Here is a 25,357-nt window from a genome sequence, read left to right as displayed (position 1 = left end):
TGGAAGAAGGACGGGGATGACGAACACGGTGCCGGTGAAGCGCGGCTCGCGCGCGACCGCTCCCGAGATGCCCGAGGGCGAGATAGAGCTGGCCGAGCCTCCGGTGCTCGGTGAGCCGGCGAGCGTGGAGTTCGGGTCGGCGCTGGCCTTCCTCCCCATGGGTCTGGGCTCGGCCGCGATGGCGGTGGGCCTCTCCATGGGCAACGGCTCACCGACCACGTACATGATGTCCGGGATGATGGGCGTCTCCATGATCGCGATGAGCCTGACCCAGCTGGGGCAGGCGGGCCGGGAACGCAAACGCCGGATGCGGGCCGAGCGCCGGGACTATCTGCGCTACCTCGCCCAACTGCGCAAGCAGGCCAGGGACGCCGCGGGCGAGCAGCGGGCCGCCGTCGCCTGGGACCATCCCGAACCCGACGACCTGTGGTCGCTCGCCATGAGCCCCCGGCTGTGGGAGCGCCGCGCCAGCCACGACGACTTCGCCCGGGTCCGGGCCGGGCTCGGCTCACGGCGGGCCGCGCTGCACTTCATCCCCCCGGAGACCAAGCCCGTCGAGGACCTCGAACCCCTCTCGGCGATCTCGCTGCGCAGGTTCATCAAGGCCCACCAGACGGTCGAGGGCATGGCCGTCCCCGTCTCGCTGCGCAACTTCAGCAGCGTCGAGTTCGCCGGGGACGGCACCTACGCGTTCGCCCTGGTCCGGTCGATGCTCTGCCAGCTGGCCGTCTTCCACTCGCCGGACGAACTGCGCATCGCCGTACTCACCGACGAGCGGGGCCGGGCGGACTGGGACTGGGTGAAGTGGCTGCCGCACAACGCCGATCCGCGCGAGCACGACGCGGCCGGTGCGCTGCGGCTCGTCGCCACCGACCACGACGCCCTCATGGATCTCCTGGGCCAGGACGTCAGCGACCGCCCCGACCACGACAAGTCGGAGGCGCCCAGCACCTCCGAGCCGTTCGTGGTGATCGTCGCCGCCGGCACGCGCATACCGACCGGCTCCCGGCTGCTCGGCGCCGGACTGCGCAACGTCGTCCTGCTCGACCTGACCGGCGCCATGACCGGCGGCTCGAAGGTGCTGCGCCTGACCACCGAGAAGGGACAGGTGACCTTCCCGTCCGGCGACTCGACGGCGTCCGCGCGGGCCGACTCCCTGAGCCTCGCCGCGGCCGAGAGCCTGGCCCGGTACCTCGCGCCGATGCGCACCAGCGGGATCGTGGACCTGGTCGACGAACCGTTCGAGAACGACTTCGACCTGACCGCCCTGCTCGGCATCCGCGATCCGCGGGCGTTCGACGTGTCCTCGCAGTGGCGGTCGCGCACCCAGCAGCACTCCCGCCTGCGGGTGCCCGTCGGTGTCACCGAGGACGGTGAGATCGTCGAGCTGGACTTCAAGGAGTCCGCCCAGAGCGGCATGGGTCCGCACGGTCTGCTGATCGGTGCCACCGGCTCCGGCAAGAGCGAACTCCTGCGCACCCTGGTCATCGGCCTGTGCGCGACCCACTCCTCCGAGATCCTCAACCTGGTCCTGGTCGACTTCAAGGGCGGCGCCACCTTCCTCAACATGGAGAAGCTGCCGCACACCTCCGCGGTGATCACCAACCTGGCCGACGAGCTGCCGCTGGTCGACCGGATGCGCGACTCGCTCCAGGGAGAGGTGATCCGCCGTCAGGAACTGCTCCGCGAGGCCGGCTACCCCTCTCTCTTCGAGTACGAGAAGGCCAGGCTGGGCGGCGCCCGGCTGGCCCCGATGCCCTCGCTGCTCCTCATCGTCGACGAGTTCTCCGAACTGCTCTCCAGCAAGCCGGAGTTCATCGAGCTGTTCGTGATGATCGGACGCGTCGGACGAAGCCTCGGCGTGCATCTGCTGCTCGCCTCGCAGCGCCTCGACGAGGGCAGCATCCACAAGGTCGCCGGCCACCTCTCGTACCGGATCGCCCTGCGCACCTTCTCCTCCATGGAGTCGCGCAGCGTCATCGGCGTCACGGGCGCCTACGAGCTGCCCTCTGCGCCGGGCCACGGCTATCTGAAGATCGACACCACCAACCTCGTCCGGTTCAAGGCCGCCTACGTCTCCGGGCCCTGTCCGGAACCGCAGGTCCGTGCCGCCACGGGCGACGACTTGAGCGGGCCTGCCGCCGAGATCGTCCCCTTCGGCCTGGAGCAGCGGCCGCCGCTGCCGGCCGACCTGGCGTCCGCCGACCCGGACGACTCACGGGATTCGGACGAGCCGTCGGACGACGAGGAGCAGTCCGAGAGCTCCGAGAGCCTGCTCGACGTGCTGATCGACCGACTCAATGACGCCGGCCCGCCTGCCCGCCAGGTGTGGCTGCCGCCGCTGGACGAGTCGCCGAGCCTCGACCAGCTGCTGCCGGGCATCGTGCCCGACCCACTGCGCGGGATGAGCGCGAGCGACTACCCGGCGCTCGGCGCCCTGAAGGTACCGCTCGGCATGGTGGACCGGCCCTACGAGCAGATACGCGAACTCCTGGTCGCCGACCTCTCCGGGGCCGACGGACACGTCGGCGTCGCGGGAGCACCACAGACCGGCAAGTCCACCCTGCTGCGCAGCCTGATCCTCTCGCTCGCCCTGACGCACACACCGGAGGAGGTCCAGTTCTACTGCCTGGACTTCGGCGGCGGCGGCATCGTCTCCGTCGCGGGTCTGCCGCACGTCGGCTCGGTGGCCACTCGTCTGGAGCGCGACCGGGTGCTGCGCACCGTCGAGGAGATGACCCAGGTACTGGAGACACGCGAGGAGCGCTTCACCAGCCTGGGCCTGGAGTCGATGGCCGCCTACCGCGCGCTGCGCAGGAGCGGGCAGATCGACGACCCGTACGGTGACGTCTTCTTCGTCGTGGACGGGTGGGCCACCCTCCGGCAGGACTTCGAGGAACTGGAGGACCGCATCGCCGAACTGGCCTCCCGCGGCCTCTCCTTCGGCGTGCACGTGGTGGCCTCGGCGGTCCGCTGGTCGGAGATCCGCCCCAAGCAGCGTGACCTGATGGGCACCAAGCTGGAGCTCCGGCTCGGCGACAGCATGGAGTCCGAGGTCGGAACCCGTCAGGCCGCCGGAGTACCCTCGCGGCCGGGGCGCGGTCTCACCAGTTCGAGCCACCACTTCCTGTCGGCGCTGCCCCGGCTCGACGGCTCGTCGGACATCGAGGACCTGACCAGCGCGACCAAGGCCGCGGCGGCGGAGATCGAGACGTTCTGGCCCGGCCGGTCGGCACCCGGCGTCCGGCTGCTGCCCAGCAACCTGCCGGTGGACCAGCTGCCGCCGCCGGAGGGCGACATGCGGGCCTGCCTGGGCTGGGACGAGAAGCGCCTGCAGCCTGTCTGGCACGACTTCGCCAAGGTGCCGCACCTGATGACCTTCGGCGACGACGCCACCGGGAAGACCAACGCGCTGCGCCTGGTCGCCAGGGCGATCACCGCCCGCTACACCCCCGACGAGGCGCGCATCCTGCTCGCCGACCCCAGTCGGCAGCTCCTGCGGGACGTCCCCGAGGAGTACCGCGTCGGCTACGCCGTGGGCACCGAGGCGCTGGCGGAACTGGCGGCCAGCGCCGCGGTGTCGGTGAGCGGCCGGGTGCCCGGCCCCGACATCGCCCCCGAGCGGCTGCCGCAGCGCGACTGGTGGACCGGACCGCGGCTGTTCATGCTCATCGACGACTACGACCTGTTCGCGACCGGCAGCGCCATGGACAACCCGATGACGCCCATGGTGCCGCTGCTGGCCCAGGCGGCCAACATCGGGCTGCACATCGTGGTCGCGCGCAGCACCTCCGGAGCGATGCGCGCCATGATGGATCCGCTGCTGCGCCGGATGTGGGAACTGGGCAGCCCGGCGCTGCTCCTCTCCTACCCCAAGGAGGAGGGCAAGTTCATCGGCGAGGCCAAGCCGCGCACCCTGCCCCCGGGCCGTGCCCAGTTCGTCACCCGGCGCGGTGTCGGGCTGCTCCAGACCGGACTGGCGGCTCCGCCGTGAGCCGGGCCTCCGCCGGGCGCCGGCTCTCCGCCGGGCGCCGCACACCTGGCGCCCGGCGCCCGAGCGCCGCACCGACCTTCCCCAGCGCATCGAACCCGCCCCGTTTTCCCCGTCTTTGCACCGCAGGAGAACCATGAGCACCGCCGCGTCGTCCCCATCCCGTACCGGGCACGGGGGGACCACCGACGTCTGCCGACTGACCGTCAGCGCGGCCAAGGGCCGCACCGACCTCGCGGTGCCCGTCACCGCCACCGTGGCCACACTCCTGCCCGTCGTGCTGAAACCGTCCGTGAACGAGGAGGACCTCGGCGGCAGATGGGCGCTGCAGCGCCTCGGCGAAGCCCCGCTCGACCTGGACGGCACCCCGGAGACGCTCGGCCTGCGCGACGGTGACGTGCTGTATCTGCGGCCGAAGGACGACCTCCTGTCGGAGCTGCGGTTCGACGACGTGGCCGACGGGGTGTCCACCGCGCTCAACGCCCAACGCGACCGCTGGCGGCCTGAGTTGACCCGCCGGCTCTGCCTCGTCCTGGCCTGCCTGGCGCTGGCCTCCCTCGCCGCCATGGTCGTCGCCACCCGCCCCAACCTGCTGACCGCGTTCACCTGCGGCCTGCTCGCCTTGGGCCTGATCGTCGGCTGCGGCCTGGTCACCAAGAACCTGGAAGACCGGGCCATGGGGACCATCACCGGCCTGGGCGCGTGCCTGTTCGCCGCGCTGGCCGGACTGTCCGCGGTGGCGGGCCCCGCCGGGCTGTTCGCGCCCGGCCGGCTGGACGGGCTGCTCACCGCCGCGTTCACCGGAGTGGCGGCCGCCGCGGTCCTGGCCACCGGCCGGGTGCCGATCGCGGTCTTCGGCACCCTGCTGATGCTGGCGGGCACGGTGGAGGTCGGCTCGTTCCTGTCGATCGTCCTCGCCTGGGACGCCACCCGGGTCGCCGCGGTGCTCGCAGCGACCCTGTTCGCGCTGTCCCCGGTCCTTCCGCGCCTGGCGCTGTTCGCGGCCCGACTGCGCGTCGTGGAACTCCCGCACAACGCCGAGGAACTCCAGCAGGGCATCGACCCGCTGCCCGAAGCCCTGGTCAACCGCCGGGCCGCGGTGGCGGACGGCTACCTCAGTGTCTTCTTCCTCTCCAGCGCCGCGGTCTTCACGGTGGCCTCCGCCCTGCTGGTCCAGGCCCCGAACTGGTCGGGCTGGGTCTTCGCCGCCGTGTTCAGCCCGGCGGTGCTGCTGCGCGCACGCGCGGTGGGCAACGCCTCGCAGCGCATCGCCCTGGTGATCGCCGGCGCGCTCGGCGCGATCCTGGTCCTGCTGTCCCTCACCCTCCACGCCGGCCCCGTCGCACAGGCCGGCACCATGCTCGGGCTGTTCGCCGTCGCCGCTCTGCTGCTGACCGGTGCCTGGCGGCTGCCCGGGGCGCGGCTGCGGCCCATCTGGGGACGCCTCGGGGAGATCTTCGAGGGCCTCACGGCGCTCGCCCTCATCCCGCTGCTGCTGCAGGTCCTGAACGTGTACGCGTACTTCCGCTCGCTGGCCGGCTGAGGGGGCTGCGGTGCAGAATCGACGCGATCACGTCCAGGCCCACCGGTTCGCCGTCGGCCGGCTCGTGTCGGCCTTGCTGGCCGGTGATCCGGGTCCCGTCGAGGTCCCCATGCGGCGGGGAAACCTCGGCATGCAGTTCGGCGCGCTGGTCGCCGTCCTGCTCGCCGCGGGCTTCGGGGTCTACGGCCTGATCAGCCCCAAGGAGAGCACGGCCTGGCGCAATCCGGGGTCGATCATCGTGGAGGAGGAGACCGGCAACCGGTACCTCCTCCTCGACCAGCAGCTGTACCCCATGGCCAACTACGCCTCCGCGCTGCTGGTCGCCGGGGCCCGTGCCAAGACCGTCTCCGTCGCACGCGACACCCTGGCCGAGGTCCGGCGCGGCCCTCAGCTCGGCATCGTCGGCGCACCCGATGACGTGCCTCCCGCCACCGACCTGCTCTCCGGAGACCGCGCGGTGTGCCTGCCGCCGGGCAGCGCGAAGACGCTGGTGGACCTCGACCCCGCCGGCCGCTCCACCCCTGTCCCGCGCAACCAGCGGGTCCTGCTCTCCGGGCCGGACCGCACCAACTACATCGTGTGGAACAGCCGGGCGTACAAGCTGTCCCATACCGAAATGGTCGCGCTCGGCATGGTGGCCCAGCAGACCGTCCGGGTCTCCTCGGCCTGGCTGGACCAGCTGCCCTCCGGCGGGAAGCTGACCGCCCCGCGCATCCCGGAGGCGGGCTCCGCGGGCTCCTCGGTGGCCGGCGAGTCCGCGAAGGTGGGGCAGTTGTTCGAGACGACAGCCGCCGGCGCGCGCGAGATGTACGTGCTGCGGGCCGACGGCCTGGCCCCGATCAACCGCACCGAGTTCGCCCTGCTCAGCGCCGTACCCGGCGCCTCCGTGCCGAGGCAGGTGACCACGGCCGACATCGCGGCGGCCCCCGTCTCATCGGACCGCTCCCTGCTGACCGCGGTGCCGGACCTCCTCGCCGGGCCGGCGTTCAACCCTGGCGGCTCGGCGCTGTGCGTGCTGCAGAAGGCCGGTAGTTCCAAGGGCGGCACGGTCGTGACCGAGCCCATCGCGGCCGGCCCGCGGCCCTCCGGTCTCTTCGTGCCGCCCACCAAGGGCCTGCTCGTCGCGGCGGAGTCCGCGCATGCGCCCGACGCCACATCGCGGCTCTACCTGATCACCGACAGCGGCAAGAAGTACCCGTTCGCCAACACCGACGCGCTCGCGGCGCTCGGATACGGCCAGGCCAAGGTGCGGACACTGCCCCGCCAGCTGCTCGATCTGGCACCCACCGGTCCGACGCTGGATACCACCACAGCCAAGACCGCCGTCTCGGCACGTGCCGGATAGGGGGCGGGACATGGTGCAACTCGATCGCGGTTCGCGCAGCTCAAGCCGTGCCGGACTGGAGTGCCGGAGCATCGGCGGTGCGCTGCTGGTCCATCCCACGGGGAAGATCAACCCTCAACTGCACGCCTTCGCCGGCGGACTGGCCCACGACCCCGAACACACCTTGGTCGTCGTCGACCTCCCGGAGGATCCGCCGGCCGAGGACTGGGAGTCGGTGGCCAGTCTGCTCAAGCGCCGAGGGCGTTCCTTCCGGGTGATCATCGGCCGGCCGAGCCGTGAGACCGCCATGACGGCCGGTCAGCTCCTGGCCGACCGGCTCGAACGGACCGTGCTCACCCCGGACGGCTGGGTGCTCCCCGCCGCCGGGGGTGTGCTGTTCGTGCCGGAGGCCGCCGGTTCCGGCTGGCTGGGCTTCCAGCCGCGTCGCTCGTCCACCTGGGCCCGGCTCGGGCCGCCCAGGCGCGCCCCCCAGGTGTCGCGCCGGTTCCCCGTGCCGAAGTGGGATCACGCCGTGCCCGTGGGCTCCTTCGCGACCAGCGCCAACGGCACGGCCGAACCCGTTCCCGGCGGCGTCTGGGTCAGGCGGACCGACCAGCCCGTGAGCGAGCAGGACGTTCATCGCCGCCGGCTGGCGGCCTCCCTGCTCTGCCAGTCCGACCGGCTCGTCGTGGTACTCGGCTGCCCCGGTGGCGCGAACCTTTCGGTGGAGGACATCGAGCGGTTCTGGGGACGCGTCGCACCGGCCGCCCGGCCGCTGGTGCGCTTCACCGCCTACGGCCCGGTGGCCGTGCCGAAGGGCAGCTCGCTCGGTCAGGTACTGGCCGACCGGTTCGGCCAGCAGGTCACCGTCTACGCCGGGCTGCCGACGGTCGGCGAGCCGGGCACCGACGGTGCGCAGATCCGCGTACTGGCCACCGACGGCACCCCCGGCCCGCCCGCCTTCGTCCGCGAGCTGGTCTACCGGCCCGCGGCCGCCCCCGGCTCCGCGGCGCCGCCGCCCGAGCTGCGCGGCCGCCGCCGTCCGGCGGACGGCTTGCCGGAGGTCTCCACCGGCGTGTACGAGTACGCGCCCGACGCCGTTCTGGAGGTCACCCAGAGCGGACTGTGGCTACGTCCACCTGCGGCTGCGTCCGACGCCCCGGCGGTGCACCGCGTCCCGGCCGACCCGGGCGTGACGGTCATCCACTTCGACGCGGGCACGCCGGAGTCCGCGGAGCGGATGCGGGCACTGGCCGAGGAGGTCCGGCAGAAGCTCGATCCGGCACTCGCCGAAGGCTGCCGGGTACTGCCCGCCCCGAAGCATGCGGCCGAGACGAACTCCGGCGCGGCGTCCTCCCGGAGGGGTGGGGCGGGCGCGCCTGACGCTGCCGCTGGGGTGGCGGGGCCGAGGCGGGGGCCGGTGTCCTTGGCCGGCGAGCCTGCGCAGGTGGCGGGCGTGAGTGAGCCTGGGCCTGTGGGCGGGGTGCCGGGGGCGTCGCGGCCTGCGGCGGACCGGACCGGGCCCGCGGCGCAGGCGCCGGGGGCTGTGGTGGGCGAGCCCGGACCTGCTGCCGAAACAGTGGCTGCTACGCCGGGCCGGATCGGCCCTGCCGGTGGGGCTCCTGGGGCTGATGGCGGGGTGTCCGGTCCTGCTGGGACCCCAAGTGGTGTGCCCGGGGCAGACGATGGGGCGTCCACGCCCGCAAGTGGTGTGCCCGGGGCCGAAAGCGGAGTGTCCCGACCTGCAGGAATCGGCGTCGATGTGCCCGGCCCCGCAACCGGGACAACTGGGACCGCGAGCGGTGTGCCCGGGGCCGAAGGCGGAGCCTCCGGGCCCGCAAGTGAGGTGCCTGGAGCCGACTCCGGCGCGCCCGGAACCGAAGGCGGTGGGCCCGGTCCCGTACCGGTGCCTGTTGTCGGTGCGTCAGAGCCCGCGGGCTCGGCGCCGGAGCCTGCGGTGGGCCGATCCGGTTCTGTGGCCGAAGCGTTGGAGCCCATGCCGGTGCCCGGTGTCAGCGAACCCGGGGCCGAGCCTGCCACCTCGGCGGGCGTGCCCCCCGAGGCTGCGGCTCCCGTCGATCCGGCCGCGTCCGGCGGACGGCAGGCGCAGGCGTCCGTGCCCGCGCCCGCTCCCCTGCGTCCGCGGTCCCTCCGGCTGGAGTCGGCCCCGCCTGCCGAGGCCGCGTCCGCCGAATCGGCCGAGGCCGCGCCCGCCGGTGCCGGCACCGTGGATCCCGAGCCCGTGGCAGACCCGGCGCCGCCGGCGGCACCACCGCGACCGGCTCCGCGGCCGGCGGCCACGTCCTCCCCGGCGCCTCCTCCGGCGGCCGCCCCCACGTCGGCCCGGACCCCGGCCCCGCCTCCGGCCCCCGCAGCGGCCCCCGCTCCCCCGGGAACGCCTGCTCCCGCGCCGGCCCCCACGCCCGCCGCGCGAACCAAGGCTCAGCGACCCGCCGTACGCATGCAGCCCGTGCCCGCACCCGACGCCTGCGCCGTACCCCCGGAGCGCGGCATCGAGCAGGAACGCACTTGGTTGCGACGCACGTTGAAGGAGCAGTACGACTCCGCCTCCAACCACGTGGCGCGGGTGCTGTCGGAGTCCCCCGGGCTGCGCGGTGGTTCCAAGCAGTCTGCCGATGACGTGGTCACCGACCTGGTCGCGGTCCGGCTGTATCTGTCCGGTGGAACCGACCGGATCGACAGCGCGGTGCGCGGAGCGACCGTCGGCCCCCATGTGCCGCTGGCCCGCTGCGTGGCCTCGGGGCTGCGCCGACTGCCGTCCTATCGCGGAGCCACGCTGCTGCGCGCCGCGCTGAGCGAGGCGGAGTGGCAGTGGTACGGCAAGCGCCGCCTCGTCACCGAGTGGGCTTTCTGCTCCGCGCTGACCGCCGCGCATCCCGAGATGACCGGCGACGTCGACGTACTGATCTGGTCGATGACCGCCCGCCGAACCGCCCTGCTGGACCCGACCGTTCCCGATCGGGTGCTCTACCTGCCAGGCACCAGTTTCAAGGTGCTCGGCGTGCGCGACGAGGAACGGCGCGTGCTGTTGCTGCGGGAGCTGACGGGCCCGGAGATCGGCGCGGACGGGAGCGTCGACATCCGGCGGCTCCCGCTGGACGACCTCGCGATGACCAGGCTGGAGCAGGCCGACACGGAGTGGCGGGACGCCAAGCCCGCCACACGGCTCCCGGCTGCGGCCCTCGGCGCGCTCCGCAATCCACCGGGGCTGATCGTGACCGGCCGTGGCGCCGGCACCGCACCACCCAGAAAGGGAACGACGCCATGACGAGGCAGGTCCTGCTGGTCTCCCGGGACCGTCCCGGCGCCTACCAGTCCATAGGCGAGGCGCTGCGCGCCGCTTCCGACGGCGCGGTGATCACCGTGGCCGCGGGGACGTACGAGGAACCCCTGGTCATCACGCGCATGGTGACCATCTCCGCCGCGAGCGGCGGGAGCGACGTGCGGATCCAAGTGGGCTCGGGCAGTGCCGTCGTCGTAGACACCGAGGCGGTGCAGCTCTCCGGTCTGACGATCTCCGGCGGGGACGACGACACGGCCGCCGTGGAGATCCGGCGCGGCGAGGCCGCACTCGACGCCTGCCGGATCACCGGTGCGGGGTGGACGGCGATCCTGGCGTGGCATCAGGGAACGCTGGTGGCACGTGACTGCCGGATCGACGAGGCGCAGGGCGCCGGCATCGTGGTGACCTCGCCCGGTGGCAACACGGTCGAGAAGACCGTCGTGAAGGAGACCGGCTCGTCCGCGATCGTGGTCGCCGAGGGCGGGCGGCTGGCGGTCCGGGAGAGCGTCATCGACCGGCCGGGCGGCAACGGCATCTGCGTCAACGGCAACGGGCGCGCTGAGGTCAAGGACACGGCGATCACCGCGAGCGGCAAGCCGGCGCTGGTCGTCGAGCAGAACGGCGCGGCGACCGTGTCGGGTGTCACCGTGACCGAGAGCGCGAGCGTGGACGCGTACCTCACCGGCAAGGGCCGGATCACCCTCACCGGCTGCCGGTTCTCCGGTGCCGGCGCGGAGTCGGTGCACATCGCCGGAGGTTCGGCCCCGCTGCTCAAGGGATGCGGCCTCTCCGCCCCGAACGGGACCGCCGTCCGGATCACCGGGAAGTCGCGGCCCCGGCTGGAGAACTGCGAGATCACGCGGGCGTCGGTGGGCGTGAGCGTGGAGGGCGGCAGCACGGTCGCTCTCAAGCAGCTGGCCGTACGCGAGGCGGCCCAGGCGGCCGTGCTCGTCACCGAGGGCGCCGCCGTCGAGGCGGAACAGCTGACGGTGGCGGAGGGCGCCGGCATCGGGCTGCGGGTGGCGGGCGGCGCCAAGGTCATGGTGCGGGACAGCGACATCGCCACCGACCGGGCGAGCGCGGTGGAGCTGGCCGAGAAGGGCACCGGCAGGTTCCAGGAGCTGCGCCTGCGCACCGCCGGCGGCAGTGGGTTCTCCCTCACCGACGGCTCCGAGGCGGAGGTGGTGTCCGCCCGGCTCCAGGGCTGCGAAGTCCTCGTCGGGAAGGACTCCGCGCTCACCGTGCGGGACAGCGAGATCGCCGGCTCCGGGACCGACGCGATCCGGGTGACCGGCGGCGGATCGGTCACGGCCATCGGGTGCCGGGTGCACAGCGCCCGCGGGCACGGCGTCAACATCCAGGCGACCGCGCGGGCCGAGGTCAGCAACTGCGTGATCTTCGACAACGCCGGGGACGGCGTCCGCACCAACACCGAGGAGCCGGTCAGCGTCCGCGACTGCGAGGTGCGGGACAACGGCGGCCTGCAGGTGCACCAGCTCCGGGACAACCCGCAGTTCTCGGCCGGCAACCTGACCGGCGGCGACCGGCAGGACAAGTCCGGGCGTGCCGCATCGAAGGGGAAGCAGCGGGAGGAGGCCGGCGGCGCGGAGCGATCCGAAGCGACGGAGACCGCGCAGCACACCGGCACCGGACCGCTCGCCGAACTCGACGCGCTGGTCGGGCTGGAGAGCGTCAAGCACGAGGTCACCAGCCTCATCAACCTCAACAAGATGGCCCAGCGCCGGGAGGAGATGGGACTGCCCATGCCTCCGATGAGCCGGCACCTGGTGTTCGCCGGCCCACCGGGCACCGGCAAGACCACCGTGGCCCGGCTCTACGGCGCGGTCCTCGCCGAACTGGGCATCCTCAGCAAGGGCCACATCGTGGAGGTCGCGCGCGCCGACCTCGTCGCGCAGTACATCGGCGCCACGGCCATCAAGACCACGGAGGTCGTCACCAAGGCGATCGGCGGTGTGCTCTTCATCGACGAGGCCTACACGCTGACCAGCCAGGCCAAGGGCAGCGGCCCGGACTTCGGTCAGGAAGCCGTCGACGCCCTCATGAAGATGATGGAGGACCACCGCGACGAGATCGTGGTCATCGTCGCGGGCTACTCCGAGCAGATGGACCAGTTCCTGTCCTCCAACCCCGGTATGGCGTCACGTTTCTCCCGCACCGTCGAGTTCCCCAACTACTCGGTGGACGAGCTGGTGACGATCGTCCGGGGCCTGTGCGCCAAGCACTACTACGAGCTCACCGATTCCGCGATGGAGGGCCTCACCACCTACTTCGAGCGGATCCCGAAGGGGCCGACGTTCGGCAACGGCCGGGTGGCCCGCCAGCTGTTCGAGTCGATGATCAACCGTCAGGCATCCCGGCTGGCCACTCATCCACCCACCGCCGACTCGGAGTTCACGCGTCTGACGGCGGACGACGTGGAGAAGCCGCCGGGGGCGGAGCCCGCCGCATCCGGCCCCGGGGACAACCGGCAGCCGCAGGAGCCGCGCAGCAGCCGGCGCATCGCGAACCTGGTCGGGCTGGAGACGGTGCGCACCTCGCTCCTCGAACGGCTCGCCGGGCTCACGGAGCTGCGCCGGCAGCGTCAGCCGGTCGCGGGGCTGATGAACCTCGTGTTCGCGGGCAAGGAGGGCAGCGGCCGCGGTGCCGTGGCCGGGCTGTACGCGCGGTGCCTCGCCGAGTACGGGCTGCTGGAGACCGGCGCGGTGCACCGGCAGGCCCTCTCCGAGTTCCCGGCGGGCTGGCGGGAGCAGGCCGAGACGTTCGCCGCCGCCGTCTTCGACGAGGCCGCGGGCGGCCTGCTGCTGCTCGAACTCGACCAGGCGTTCCAGACCCGCCCGGAGTCGGAGCGCGCCGCCGTGATGAGCGCGCTGCGCGCCGCCGCGGACGCCAACGGTGGGGTGGCGATGGTGCTGTGCGGCGAGGAGTCGCTGCTGGCGGAGGCCCTGAACGCGCGCCCGGGTTCCGAACTGGCCGCCTGCTTCGCCGAGTACCTGCCGTTCGCCGACTATTCCGGGGCGGAGCTGGCCGAGCTGTCGTGGCGCTATCTGACGGTACGTGGATTCACGGTCGACGCTCCTGTGCGCACCTCGCTCGTCGAGCATTTCACCGAGTCTCCGCCCCCGGCGGGCGCGTACGGGGCGCACCGGTTCGCCGAACGTCTGGCCGCTGCCGACTCCCCCGCGATCCGGCCGGCCGCCCGGACGGACGCCGTCGACACCGACTCCGCCGACGCGGGAGCAGGCGCAGGCGCAGGTCAGGTGCCTCCTGAGGAGGGCAGTCCGGCCCTGGCAGAGGCGGGCGCGGGGGCCTGACGGGAGTCGTCGGGGCAACGATCGCTGGTGGACGGGGCAAGGGACGGCGAATGCGGTTCCTTCGGCCCCCGCCATTCGAGAAGGTATGACCAGGCGGTTCAAGAAGGAACCCGCACCAAGAACTGGAGGGCTCGATGGCGGGCAATATGACACAGGTCGACCTTGCTGGACTTCAGAAGGCCATCAACGTCTTCTCGAACGGCGTCGCCAACTTCGACGGCCAGTACAAGGCGATGTCCACGACGGTCGGCAACATTCAGTCCGTGTGGACCGGCCAGGCGTTCATGGCATTCGACCGGGCGCTGCAGAACTGGCTCGTCGACTTCAACAAGGTGATCACGGTGCTCAACGGCATGGAGAACGCCCTGAGCCAGAACACCAGCGTGCTGACGCAGACGAACGAGGAGACCATCCAGAAGGCCCAGCAGGCCGCCGCCGGGATCACCACCCCGACGCTCCCCGGATTCTAGTAAGTCAGCTTTCACTCAGCTTTCACAGACAGCTTTCCCAGACAGCTTCCCCGGAAGCTTTCACAGACAGGAGAAGAACATGGCAGATTACAGTCTTCAGTTTGACGGCCTCGAGTCCGCGGTCACGGAAATGAGCCGGATTTCCAAGCAGATCAACGACTTCCTGGAAGAACTGCAGAGCGGCACGATGCAGGCCATCACCGAGTGGGAGAGCGGCGCGCGCGACCTGTTCGACAGCCAGCGGAGCGTCTGGGCCACGGCCGCCAACGACATGACCGTGCAGGCCGCCAACGCCCAGAACTCGCTGACCCAGATCATCGGCCAGTACGCCGATGGTGAGAGGTCCGGCGTCAACATCTGGAACCGCTGATGCCGGATACAGATTCTCTGAACTGGGAACCCAGGGAGAAGAAGCCGCCGCCCCCTCCTCCCAAGGAGTGGGACCCGACGACGTTCCACGCGCCGCACACACGGTCCGGACCTGAGACGCACGACCCCACGCCGCCGCCGATTCCGGGCGGTTCCGGCAACGGGCGCAGGACCTCGGTCGACACGCCGTCCATGGAACTCTTCGCCGGCAACATGGACAAGCTCGCGGAGCCGGTGAAGCAGGCGTACCAGAAGCTCATGGAGCTCCAGCGGGTCAATCCCGGAGCCTTCTACGACGCCTATATGCTCCGGCAGGTCTCCTGTGGCGCCAACGGCGACACGGGCCTCCAGAACACATACCTCAAGATTCTCCACGATCTCGGTCAGGGTCTGGCAGACATCAGCACCGGCATGCGCCAGCTGAGCGCGAAGTACAAGACCACCGAAGAAGAGGCCAAGATGACGGCCGAGGATCTGAACAAGGCGATGCAGTCCGCTCAGAGCGATTTCACCAAGCTCGGCACTGGCGGATGAGAACAAGCTATCCGGCTGCCTGTGGCGGCGTCAGGTGTCTTTGGACCTGACGCCGCTTTAGGCGTTTGCCCATCCAGGCACGAACGAGAGCGTCGACGTCATGGCAGACAAGAAGGACTACAACTCCGGCAACACCACGCAGTCGGACAAAAAAGCCGGGATCTTCGGCAACAACTCTGTCATGGGGTCGCCGAACGACTACGACACCTGGGACTGGAAGCAGATCGAGGCCGTCATCGTCGGCGCTTCCAACCTGGCGTCCGGGCAGGAACAGGACCGGGCGCAGAGCGTGGCCACCCCGCAGAGCCTCTACGACGCCGGCAACGCGTTCCAGTTCGTGCAAGAAGTCCTGCAAATGGTGTCGGAGAACCTGGTCGCGCAGGCCAAAGCGCTGGCGGGCAACACGGACTCGCCGTGGCAGGGCACTGCGGCGGATTCCTTCATGACCATGATGGAGACCTTCTCCAAGCAGGTGGCCTCCGGTGCCAATGCGCTCTCCGGGGGGAGTATGAGCGCATCGGTCGCGCAGACTCTCGTCGACGCCGGAAACAACCTCGCGGTGGCCCAGGCGAACATCGTCACGATTGACCAGTGGTACGCGCAGCAGGCGCAGATCATCGGCATCAAGCCGATGAAGAACGGGCTCATACCGGTCAGCAAGAGCCCGGAGATCGTCAAGATGATGACGGACGACATGCGCAAGGTGCTGCACACGCTGGCCGGGCAGTACTCCGCCGAGACGCGCACCCTGAATCAGGTCTCCACGACGAACATCACGTCGCCGCTGAGCGGTAACACCCCGAATATCTCGCAGCCGCCGGGTACTGGCAAACCGCCGCAGACCACAACCCCGGTACCCCGGACCAGCGTCGAGGCGCGCACCCTCCCCACCGGCTCCACCACGCCCATCAACCTGGGGCCCGGGCCGCAGACGAAGACGCCCACGCCGTCGCGCGTCACGCTGCCGAATACGTCGCCCGTGACAGCGCCGGTGAAGACTCCGGTCAGCTCGCCCGTGAATTCGCCGGTGCTTACGCCGAGTCCGAGGGGGAACCTGCCCGCGAACACGCCGGTGAATGTGCCGGTGACGACCCCCACGCCGATCACCTTGCCGACCAACACACCGGTCACGCCGACCAAGTTCACTTCGACACCGGTGAACGGTCCTGCGAACTCTCCGGTGAATTCGCCGACGAACGCACCCGTGACGACCCCCACGCGGATGACGTTGCCGAGCAACACGCCGATCAAGCCGACGAAGTTGGCTTCGGCGCCGGTGAACTCACCACTGCCGTCGACCACCCCGTCGACCACCCCGTCGACCACGACGACATCCACACTGGCCCCTACACAGCTGAACCCCGGGAAACTGAATCCCGCGATGCACGCCGCCCTCAATCCGGGTTCTGTGCCCACCAGCACGTTGCCGACGGCGCCGAGCACCAAGAGCCCGAACACCACGGCGTCGCCGACTGTCGGTACTCCGTCGCGGATGCCGTCGAATTTGCTGAACGGCGGCGGCAACGGGAGCACGCCGCCCGACACGAGCACCATCAACCCCGTTTCTCTCGCGTCCAGCCCTTCTGCCGGTGGCGGCGGTGTCTCGCCGACGACGGGCACCGTCAGCCCTGTCAGCCCCGTCAGCCCTGTGCTCCCGTTGCAGACCAACTCGGCGAACCAGCGCAAGAGCGCTGCGGGTGGGGGTACGGCGCCCGAACTCGGCTCTGCGACGCCGATGCCGTCGAACCTGTTGAACAGAAATGGCAACGGGGCAACGCCGCCCAACACCTCCACGGTCGGCGCGGGTGGCGTTACGTTGCCGACTGGCACCGGTAGCGGACGCACGGGCATCAACCCCGTCTCCCTCTCGTCGAATCCGCCTACGAGCAAGACGACGTTGCCGAACGGGTCTGCTGGGTCTGCTCCGAGTGTTCCTGTGTCTCGGGTGCCGTCCGATTTGTTGGGTCAGGGGGGCGCTGGTGGGGTGAAGTTGCCTGGTGCCGGTGCCGGTGGCGGTGGGGTGTCGCTGATGGGCACCCCCGGCGCGGGTTCGGGATCGGGCTCGGGTGGGCCGTCAGCGAAGGCGCCTGTTGGTGGCGGTGCTGGGATGCCGTTCATGCCGATGGCACCTGGAGCCGGAGGCGCACCGAAGGACGATCAGCGGTCCGATGCCTCCGGGCTCGTGTCACGCAATGTCGAACCATGGTCGGGACAGGGCGCTGAGCCGCCGGGCACAGGCGAGATCTCGCCGACGTCGGGTGCTGGTGCGGGCGGGGCTGGACTGGTGACGCCGCTGCCCAGTGGGGCGTTGCCGAACGGATCCGTGCCAGGGCGGTCCCTACCGAACAGCTCCCTGCCGAACTTGTCGCTGCCGAACGCGTCCGTGCCCGGCGGCTCTGCCTCCCGTATGCCCTCTGACCTGCTGAACCAAGGGGGCGCCGGCGGCCTCAGGATGCCTGGCACCGGTGCCGGTGCCGGTGGAGTGTCGCTGATGGGCACCCCCGGCGCGGGTTCGGGATCGGGCTCGGGTGGGCCGTCAGCGAAGGCGCCTGTCGGTGGCGGTGCTGGGATGCCGTTCATGCCGATGGCACCCGGAGCCGGTGGAGCGCCGAGGGACGAGCAACAATCCGACGCCTCCGGACTCGTATCACGCAACGTCGAACCATGGTCCGGACAAGGCGTTGAACCCCCGGCCACAGGCGAAATCGCCCCGACTACGGGTGCCGCCGCAGGCGGAGCCGGACTGGTGACACCACTACCCAATGGCGCGCTGCCTAACGGATCCGTGCCAGGGCGGTCCCTACCGAACAGCTCCGCGCCGAACGTGTCGCTGCAGAATGCGTCCGTGCCCGGCGGCTCTGCCTCCCGTATGCCCTCTGACTTGTTGGGTCAGGGTGGCGCTGGTGGGGTGAAGTTGCCTGGCACCGGTGCCGGTGCCGGTGGGGTGTCGCTGATGGGCACCCCCGGCGCGGGCTCGGGTGGGCCGTCAGCGAAGGCGCCTGTTGGTGGCGGTGCTGGGATGCCGTTCATGCCGATGGCACCCGGAGCCGGTGGAGCGCCGAGGGACGAACAACAATCCGACGCCTCCGGACTCGTATCACGCAACGTCGAACCGTGGTCCGGACAGGGCGCTGAGCCGCCGGTCACAAGTGAGATCTCCCCGACGACGGGTGCCGCTGCAGGCGGGGCCGGACTGGTGACGCCACTGCCCAATGGGGCTCTGCCGAACGGATCGGTGCCAGGGCGGTCCCTACCGAACGGATCGCTGCCGAACGGGTCCGTGCCCGGCGGCTCGGCCTCCCGTATGCCCTCTGACCTGCTGAACCAAGGTGGCGCCGGCGGCATCACGGTGCCCAGCACCGGTACCGGCGCCGGTGGCGTGTCGCTGGGCGAGGCCCCGACCTCCGGCTCGGTCCCGCAGGAAAGCCCTGCCGCCGGCGGTGCTGGTGCCGGGATGCCGTTCATGCCCATGGCACCCGGAGCCGGAGGCGCGCCGAGGGACGAACTACAATCCGACGCCTCCGGACTCGTATCACGCAACGTCGAACCATGGTCCGGACAGGGCGTCGAACCCCCGGCAACGGGTGAAGTCTCACCGACGACGGGCGCCGCCGCGGGCGGAGCCGGACTGGTGACACCACTACCCAATGGGGCGCTGCCGAACGGATCCGTGCCAGGGCGCTCCGTACCCAACGGGTCCGTGCCCAACGTGTCGTTGCCGAACGGGTCTGCGCCGACCGCCCCTGTTTCGCGTATGCCGTCTGATCAGCTGAACCACGGTGGCGCCGGCGGGGTGTCGCTGGGCGAGGCCCCGACCTCCGGCTCGGTCCCGCAGGAAAGCCCTGCCGCCGGCGGTGCTGGTGCCGGGATGCCGTTCATGCCGATGGCGCCCGGAGCCGGTGGAGCGCCGAGGGACGAGCAACAATCCGACGCCTCCGGACTCGTATCACGCGGCGTCGAACCGTGGTCCGGACAGGGCGTTGAACCCCCGGCCATGGGTGAAGTCTCACCGACGACGGGAGCCGTTGCCGGTGGACCTGGGCTGGTGACGCCCGGCACAGGTGCTGATGGGTCGATCGGGCAAGTTCCGGGGTCGGTGATGCCGCTGCCCAGCGGGGCGTTGCCGAACGGATCGGTGCCAGGGCGCTCCGTACCCAACGGGTCCGTGCCGAACGTATCTCTGCCCACGGGATCCACACCGCACGTGTCGCTGCCTACGGGTTCCGCGCCGAGTGCCCCTGTGTCTCGTATGCCGTCCGAAGCGCTGGACCACGGCACCGCCGGTGGAGTCCGCTCTCCCGGCGTCGGTGCCGGAGCCGGTGGGGTGTCGTTGGGTGAGGTCCCGGCCCCCAGCTCGGCCCCGGAAGGAAGCCATGCGGGTGCCGGTGCCGGCGCTGGTGCTGGTGCCGGTGCTGGGATGCCGTTCATGCCGATGGCGCCCGGAGCCGGTGGGGCGCCGAGGGACGAGCAGCGGTCCGATGCCTCCGGGCTCGTGTCACGCGGTGTCGAGCCGTGGTCGGATGCTCATGGTGAGGTGCCCGGGGAGGGCGAGGTCGCGTCGGCCGCAGGGGCTGCCGCGGGTGGGCCTGGACTGGTGCATCAGGGCGCGGGTACGGCGGTGCCGCCCGGCGTCGGCGGTGGTGTGACGGGTGCCGACATCCCCGCGCCGGCCGAGGCCCGGGAGCACCGTGACCACGACGTGGTGCCCGTTCCCGCTCCGTTTCCGCTGCCCGTCCCGCAGCCGGGGTCGGTCCAGCCGGCGCCGCCGGCGACCCGGGGAAGCGGTGCGGGCGAAGTGACCCCGGTGCGTCCGGGGACCTTGCCGACCGCGTCCCGGGTGGGCGTCGGTGGGGTGTCGGTGCCTGCCGAGGGCTCGGCGGCTGCCGCCGAGGAGGCCGCTCCCGGCGAGGCGGCTGCGGCCGAGGGAGTGGCCGCGCGGGAAAGCGGCATGATGCCGCCGTACGGGATGCCCGGTGGCGCCGCTCCCAGGGGCGGTGACGAGCGCTCGGACTCTTCCGGTCTGCTGCTGGACACGGAGAACGGCTGGGCCGATCCCGAGGTCGGGGACCTGCCGGGCGGGACGCAGGGGGCCCCGGCCGGCGGGGCGACTCTCTTCGGCGCGGATTCCGCGGCGGCCGAAGAGCTCGACGAAGGCCGTGTCGCCGTGGTCCCCAGCGCGGAGGCCGCGGAGGACACCAGCGCGTGGGGGGCCGGCGACCCCGCGATGCTGTGGGCGTTCGGGGGGCGCCGTGCGGAGGACGAGGAGGAGGAAGAGCTCCAGCCCAAGTACGTCCTCAGCGACGACGACGGGTGGAGCGACGAGGACGGCGCGGTGTCCGAGGCCGGAGTCGGCGAGGACGGGGCGGAGAGCCCGGACGAGGGCGGCGCTGCCGCCGTGGTGGAGGAGCCGGGGTGGAGTGACGAGGACGGCGCGGTCTTCGCCGCCGGGCTCGGCTTCCCGCAGCCCTCCGTTTCCTCGGACTACGCCTCCGCCGAGCCGGTCACCGGCCCGGGCCTGGCCACCTGGCGGCCCGACCGCTCCCAGGCCGCGGCCGCCGAGGAGCTGCCGCCGCCGGTCACCGGGTACGCCGGGATGCTGCTCAGCACCGCGGAAGTACCCGATGACGAGGATGAGGACGAGGAGGACGAGGACGGTCCGGAGGAGGACGGCGACGAGGCGAAGAGCGGCCGCGGCGTCGCCGATCTGCTGAGGCAGGGTGCCGACTCCTGGGGGGCTGTGCCCCAGCGGGCCGACGAGATCGGCTGACCGGCCGGCGCCGCGAACGGTGCGGCGGACGGTGCGGCGGACGTGCCGGCAATATCCGCCGCGTCCGCCGTACCGGGTCGTTGGGGCAGAGGTCGGTGTCCTTCGGGTCATGACCTGCCGGATCAGGCTTACGCCGCCCGCGGGGGCATGTTTGCTGTCCCTGACGACTCTGCGTGACGGGGCGCGGAAGCGCTTCCCCGCTGGGCGGCGCGTCACCGCAGGTGGGAGAGGAGCACCATGTCGAGTCCGTACGACCAGCACATAGAGGAGCTGCTGGGCGCGTATCGCAGGGAGCGGGCGCAGGTCGGCGAACTGCAGCGCAGGATGCGTGAGGTCAAGGCCAGCGCGACGGCTCCCCGGCAGGCTCTGAAGGTCACCGTGAACTCGCAGGGCGAGGTCACCGAGATCGAGTTCCCCACCGGCGCCTACAAGCGCATGGCTCCCGTGGAGCTTTCCCAGATGCTCATCACGACCATCCAGAAGGCCCGGGCGACGGCCATGGCGGACGTCGCCGAGGTCCTGTCCGGTCATCTTCCCGCGGGGATGTCCGCCACCGACCTGCTCCAGGGCAAGGCCGATCTGGGCGGACTGTTGCCGGAGACTCCGCCCATGGCGGACGAGGTCCAGGAGTACGTCGCCAGCGGCCGTCCAGGCCGAGGGTCCGGCCCCCGTATCGCGCGGCCTCCGGTCGCCTGACGAAACGTCGGAATTCCACATTCCCGGAATCCCAAAATCGCGGAGCCCAATCCCGGATCCCAATCCCAGAGTCCCAAATCCCGGAGTCCCGAGTTTTCTCTCCCCCCGAGCTGATGTGAAAAGGAGGTCGCGGTGTCTTCCAATTACTTCGCGGTGGACCCTGACGCGCTGGCGAAGAACGCTCCCAATGTGCGGGCCTATTCCGACCAGATGAGGCAGCTCGTCACCCGGCTGGAGTCGCGCCTCAACGAGCTCGGCGACTGCTGGGGCGACGACTCCATGGGAAAGGCTTTCGCGGAGCAGTACGTCACCCCTCGCAAGGACATGGTCGACGGGCTCAAGGGGCTCGTCGAGGTGCTGGACAGCACGGCTGACGGACTGGAGACCATGGCGAAGGGCTTCAACGCGACCGAGGACGAGAACACGAAGACCGCCCGCAGCTTCGAGCGCGGTACCACCGACACCCACACGCCTTCCGTTTCCGTCCCGGACACCAACACGTCCGGTGGTTCGCACCGCGGTACCACGCGCGGCTGACGTGTTGCTTCCGGTGGGAGAGGCCTCGTAGCTCATGAGTATCCAGCTGCCACCGGAATTGGGATTCGTCGCCAAGATCGCCGTCGGGGACGAGTTCCCGAAGGGGAACGAGGACAAGCTCGCCGAACTCGGTGCGGTCTGGAACGCGGCGGCGCAGGAGATCAACCAGCTCCTCGGGCAACTCAATCCGTCGACGGCCGCGACGTTCGAGAGCATGGCCGGGGCTCCGGCGGAGCAGTTCGGGCAGTTCGTCACCGCCCTGAGTTCGACCCTGCCCGTGATGGCGACGTCGGCCGCGCAACTCGGTGTGATGGCCGACAACATCGCGCTGGAGATCGAGTACGCGAAGTACATGATCATCCTGAATCTGGCGTGGATGGCCGCGGAAATCGCTTATCTGACGGCCACGTTGTTCGGGTCGGCGGCGATTCCGGCCGTGGTCACGGCGGGCCGGTTCGCGGTTCAGGCGATCCTGCGGGAGCTGTTCATCGCGGTGCTGTCGAACATCGTGATGCAGGTCGGCATGGATGTCGCGGTGCAGGTCATCCAGTTCCTGAAGGGCGACCGCACACACTGGGACCTGAGCAAGACCAAGGGCGCGGCGGAGATGGGTGCGATCGGCGGCGCCCTCGGCGGCGGGCTGGGGCAGATCATGCGCCACCTGGCCCCGAAGTTCGCCGACTCCTTCGTCGGCAATGTCACTCACGGCGCTCTGACCGGTCTGACCACGACCGCGGTGACCAACGTCTTCAGTCCCGGGCAGAACCTCGGGCTGGGCACGCTCTCCGAAGCGATCGGCGGGGCCCTCGAAGGTGGCGGCCGGCGTGGCGGGCACAGCGCGGGAGACGGGGTGTCGCCGGAGCACATCAGTGTGCCCAAGATCGACATCCCGTCCTTGCCGGACATGCTGAAGAACGCGAATCCGGGCGAGGGCCAGCAGGGCACCCCAACGGTCCCCACGTCCACCACGACTCCGACGACCTCCACAACCCCGACGACCGACACGACCGATACGACCGACACGACTCCTGCGACCTCCCCGACCTCCCCGACACCCGCGATACCCACAACCTCAACGACACCCACGACACCCGCGCGTTCGGGGCAGGTGCCCGAAGAGACCTCGGGGCAGGTACCCGACGAGCAGACCGGGCAGGTGCCCGAGGAGAACTCGAGCGGTCAGCGTCCCGGCGAGGAAGAGCTCGATCTGCCGGACGCGCCGCCGCCGTTCGACCCGTCGGAGCTGCCGGACCCGTCGCCCAGCACACTCGTCACCGACCTTCCCTCCGCGCCGACCGGGACCCTGCCTCCGCTGCGGCAGGAGGTGCAGACCCGCGTCAACGAGCTCAGCAGGATCGCGCGGTCGGCCGGGCTGCCCGAGTCGGAGTGGCGGCCGCGGGCCGACTCGGTGCGCGAGTCGGCCGGCTCGGGCGACTGGGCCGAGACGGGCCGGCGTCTGCAGGATTTCCGGACGACGGTCGAACAGCAGGTGCTCGACCAGCGGCTCGCGGACTTCCGCGCCCATGTGGAGACCCAGGTCGACAACGGCTTCTCCCGGCTGCGCGATCTGGGCGTCGACGAGGACGCCTGGCGTTCCCAGGTGGACGCCGTGGAGCAGGCGCAGCGAACGGGCAACCCGGTCCTGGTCGACAGCCAACTCAAGGAGTACACCGACTTCGTCGAGCGTCATCTTCCGGTCGAGGTGGTGTCGGAGAACGGCCCGCGCTCCTTCGACCCGGGAGTGGAGCAGCTGCGCCGGGAGCTGACCACGGTCAGCGACCCGGCCGCGCGGGAGGCCCTGCAGAAGGACCTGGAGTGGCACCAGCAGGTCCAGCAGCGCATGGACCGCCTGGCGCAGTCCGATCCCGACTCCGACATCATGCGGCGCCGGACGATCGCGCAGGAGGAGTCGGCGCGGTCGCCGGAGGAGGCGTCCCAGGCCCGTCGGACGCTGCAGGACTTCCAGAACCAGCGCGACATGCAGCGGCAGCTCGACGACGTGCGCCAGGGCACGTCCCAGACCGACCTGGAGCGACGGCTGGACGCGCTGCGCGAACGGGCGCTGCCGGATGCGCGCGGGCAGGAGCTGCTGCAGCGGCTGCAGGACGCGGCCACGCCTCAGGAGACCGAACAGGCGCTGCGTGATCTGGTCGAGCACAACCAACTGACGCAGCAGGAGCGGCAGTTGAACGAGCTGCGCGAAGGCGTGCTGCCCACCTCCGACCCGCAGCGCGAGCAGCTCGTCCAGCACGTGGAGAACGCGCGGACGCCGGAGGAGGCGCGCCAGGCGCAGCAGGAGCTCAGGGAGTTCACGGATCGTCAGATCGAGGAGCAGCAGCAGTCGTTCACCGAGCGGCTGAACTCGCAGGAGGATGCCCGGGCGCAGGCGGCGGACGAGGACCTGCTGCGGCGGCTCGACAGTCTGAACGCCGGTACGCCGCAGGATGCGCGCGAGGCGGAGCTGCGCCAGCAGCTCGATACCGCGACGAGCCCGCAGGAACGGGCCCAGGTCATCCACGAGCTGGGGGTGCACCAGCAGGGCGTGCTCCAGCAGCGGGTCGATGCCGCGACGACGCCGCAGGAGCGCAGGCAGGCGCTCGACGCGCAGGCGAAGTTCAACGGCTGGACGCCGGTGGAGCGGCGGCTGGCCGATCTGCGCACGGTGCTGAACCCGGGCGGCGCGCCGGAGGCGGACGCCCACCGGGCGGACCTGGTGCGACAGGTGGAGAACGCCCGGACGCCGCAGGAGGCGCGCCAGGCCCAGCAGGAGCTCAAGCAGCACACCGACCGTCAGATCGAAGAGCAGACGCGGCACTTGGAGGAACGGCTGCGTCAGCAGGCCTCTGGTGGCGGCCAGGGGTCGGCTGCCGCGGCGGCCAACGCGGACCTCATGCGGCGGTTCGAGGAGCTGCGCGGCGACGGGTCGCACCAGGACCCGCGCGAGGCCGAGCTGATGCGGCGGATGGAGGCCGCCGACAGCCCGCAGGAGGCGCGGTCCGCCGAACAGCAGCTCAAGGACCACCTCGCCGACCGGGAGCAGCAGCGCCAGGTCGGCGAGCAGCAGCGGCTGGAGCAGGTCCGCACCCACGGGCAGGAAGCCACCCAGCTGCGCGACCAGCTGACCCAGCAGCGCCGGACCGGCGCGCCGGAGGAGGTCGTACAGCAGACGCAGCAGCGACTGGAGCAGGCGGAGCAGCGCCTGGCCACGGTGCGGACCCCCGACGAGAACACCGCCGCGTTGCGCCGCGAACTCCAGCAGGAGATCGAACGTCCGGCGTCGGGCTCGGACCGTCCCGGTGCCGGGTCCGGCCGGGGCGGGGGAACGGACTCCGGCGGTACGGGTTCCGACTCGGGCTCCGGAAGCCGGCTGGACCGACTGGTCCAGGAAGGCATCTCCAGGCAGACCGAGCAGGGCCTCGCGCATACGCAGGAGGAGCAGCAGTTCCTGCGCCAGGAGCCGGACGAGCGCGCCTCGTTCACCCTGGACGAG

The 25,357-nt window shown here is 71.2% G+C and carries 14 protein-coding genes; 12 read left to right on the top strand and 2 right to left on the bottom strand.

From position 1 onward, the window contains the following. Positions 1–16: 16 nt before the first annotated feature. The 8 genes from eccCa to ACIA8X_RS31445 all read left to right on the top strand — a co-directional run bounded on the left by eccCa (position 17) and on the right by ACIA8X_RS31445 (position 14,867). Positions 17–3,994 (top strand): type VII secretion protein EccCa, encoded by a 3,978-nt coding sequence (gene eccCa, locus ACIA8X_RS31480; RefSeq protein ID WP_393444112.1) that lies wholly within the window; start codon positions 17–19, stop codon positions 3,992–3,994. A 133-nt stretch (positions 3,995–4,127) separates the two neighbouring features. Then, positions 4,128–5,534 carry a type VII secretion integral membrane protein EccD gene (gene eccD / locus ACIA8X_RS31475; RefSeq protein WP_393444114.1) on the top strand — a complete coding sequence of 469 codons (1,407 nt, stop codon included), beginning with the start codon at positions 4,128–4,130 and terminating at the stop codon, positions 5,532–5,534. A gap of 10 nt (positions 5,535–5,544) precedes the next feature. Next, a complete protein-coding gene (gene eccB / locus ACIA8X_RS31470; protein WP_393444116.1) occupies positions 5,545–6,879 on the top strand; it encodes a type VII secretion protein EccB in 1,335 nt (444 codons plus the stop codon). Between the two features lie 10 nt (positions 6,880–6,889). After that, positions 6,890–10,147, top strand: coding sequence for a hypothetical protein (locus ACIA8X_RS31465; protein ID WP_393444118.1), 3,258 nt, complete (start codon positions 6,890–6,892; stop codon positions 10,145–10,147). Beyond that, complete coding sequence (locus ACIA8X_RS31460) at positions 10,144–13,494, top strand: right-handed parallel beta-helix repeat-containing protein (protein ID WP_399459710.1); 3,351 nt, start codon at positions 10,144–10,146, stop codon at positions 13,492–13,494. Before ACIA8X_RS31465 ends, ACIA8X_RS31460 begins: the two co-directional genes overlap by 4 nt. A 134-nt stretch (positions 13,495–13,628) precedes the next feature. Then, positions 13,629–13,964, top strand: coding sequence for a WXG100 family type VII secretion target (locus tag ACIA8X_RS31455; RefSeq protein ID WP_399459709.1), 336 nt, complete (start codon positions 13,629–13,631; stop codon positions 13,962–13,964). A gap of 79 nt (positions 13,965–14,043) precedes the next feature. Beyond that, a complete protein-coding gene (locus ACIA8X_RS31450) occupies positions 14,044–14,334 on the top strand; it encodes a WXG100 family type VII secretion target (RefSeq protein WP_128429829.1) in 291 nt (96 codons plus the stop codon). A 191-nt stretch (positions 14,335–14,525) separates the two neighbouring features. Continuing rightward, positions 14,526–14,867 (top strand): hypothetical protein, encoded by a 342-nt coding sequence (locus ACIA8X_RS31445; RefSeq protein ID WP_393444124.1) that lies wholly within the window; start codon positions 14,526–14,528, stop codon positions 14,865–14,867. Between the two features lie 309 nt (positions 14,868–15,176). On the opposite strand, the gene ACIA8X_RS31440 is transcribed toward ACIA8X_RS31445, so the two are convergent. Beyond that, positions 15,177–15,563, bottom strand: coding sequence for a hypothetical protein (locus tag ACIA8X_RS31440; RefSeq protein ID WP_393444126.1), 387 nt, complete (start codon positions 15,561–15,563; stop codon positions 15,177–15,179). 57 nt (positions 15,564–15,620) lie between these two features. Next, the gene (locus ACIA8X_RS31435) at positions 15,621–16,718 is read right to left on the bottom strand and encodes a hypothetical protein (RefSeq protein ID WP_393444128.1); all 1,098 of its coding nucleotides are present in this window, start codon (positions 16,716–16,718) and stop codon (positions 15,621–15,623) included. 2,575 nt (positions 16,719–19,293) lie between these two features. Here ACIA8X_RS31435 and ACIA8X_RS31430 point away from each other — a divergent pair. The 4 genes from ACIA8X_RS31430 to ACIA8X_RS31415 all read left to right on the top strand — a co-directional run. Then, positions 19,294–20,634, top strand: coding sequence for a hypothetical protein (locus ACIA8X_RS31430; RefSeq protein ID WP_393444130.1), 1,341 nt, complete (start codon positions 19,294–19,296; stop codon positions 20,632–20,634). Between the two features lie 237 nt (positions 20,635–20,871). Next, positions 20,872–21,330: a YbaB/EbfC family nucleoid-associated protein gene (locus ACIA8X_RS31425; RefSeq protein WP_393444132.1), complete on the top strand. Its 459-nt coding sequence runs from the start codon at positions 20,872–20,874 to the stop codon at positions 21,328–21,330. 132 nt (positions 21,331–21,462) lie between these two features. After that, complete coding sequence (locus ACIA8X_RS31420) at positions 21,463–21,867, top strand: WXG100 family type VII secretion target (protein ID WP_393444134.1); 405 nt, start codon at positions 21,463–21,465, stop codon at positions 21,865–21,867. A 34-nt stretch (positions 21,868–21,901) separates the two neighbouring features. Next, positions 21,902–25,357, top strand: a 3,456-nt coding sequence (locus ACIA8X_RS31415; RefSeq protein WP_399459708.1) for a hypothetical protein, incomplete at its 3' end; no start/stop codon positions are given.

This window comes from Streptomyces sp. NPDC051738 (assembly GCF_044453205.1).
Taxonomy (GTDB): Bacteria; Actinomycetota; Actinomycetes; order Streptomycetales; family Streptomycetaceae; genus Streptomyces.
This window is presented reverse-complemented; position numbering and strand designations above follow the sequence as displayed.

What these genes read in the sequence shown, in the direction of transcription:
- ACIA8X_RS31425 (WP_393444132.1), top strand. Translation starts at nt 20,872, where the DNA reads ATGTCGAGTCCGTACGACCAGCACATAGAGGAGCTGCTGGGCGCGTAT.
- ACIA8X_RS31450 (WP_128429829.1), top strand. Translation starts at nt 14,044, where the DNA reads ATGGCAGATTACAGTCTTCAGTTTGACGGCCTCGAGTCCGCGGTCACG.
- ACIA8X_RS31455 (WP_399459709.1), top strand. Translation starts at nt 13,629, where the DNA reads ATGGCGGGCAATATGACACAGGTCGACCTTGCTGGACTTCAGAAGGCC.
- ACIA8X_RS31465 (WP_393444118.1), top strand. Translation starts at nt 6,890, where the DNA reads ATGGTGCAACTCGATCGCGGTTCGCGCAGCTCAAGCCGTGCCGGACTG.
- ACIA8X_RS31435 (WP_393444128.1), bottom strand. Translation starts at nt 16,718, where the DNA reads ATGCCCGTGCGTCCGCTACCGGTGCCAGTCGGCAACGTAACGCCACCC.
- ACIA8X_RS31430 (WP_393444130.1), top strand. Translation starts at nt 19,294, where the DNA reads ATGCCGATGGCGCCCGGAGCCGGTGGGGCGCCGAGGGACGAGCAGCGG.
- eccD (WP_393444114.1), top strand. Translation starts at nt 4,128, where the DNA reads ATGAGCACCGCCGCGTCGTCCCCATCCCGTACCGGGCACGGGGGGACC.
- ACIA8X_RS31445 (WP_393444124.1), top strand. Translation starts at nt 14,526, where the DNA reads ATGGAACTCTTCGCCGGCAACATGGACAAGCTCGCGGAGCCGGTGAAG.
- ACIA8X_RS31440 (WP_393444126.1), bottom strand. Translation starts at nt 15,563, where the DNA reads ATGTCGTCCGTCATCATCTTGACGATCTCCGGGCTCTTGCTGACCGGT.
- eccCa (WP_393444112.1), top strand. Translation starts at nt 17, where the DNA reads ATGACGAACACGGTGCCGGTGAAGCGCGGCTCGCGCGCGACCGCTCCC.
- ACIA8X_RS31460 (WP_399459710.1), top strand. Translation starts at nt 10,144, where the DNA reads ATGACGAGGCAGGTCCTGCTGGTCTCCCGGGACCGTCCCGGCGCCTAC.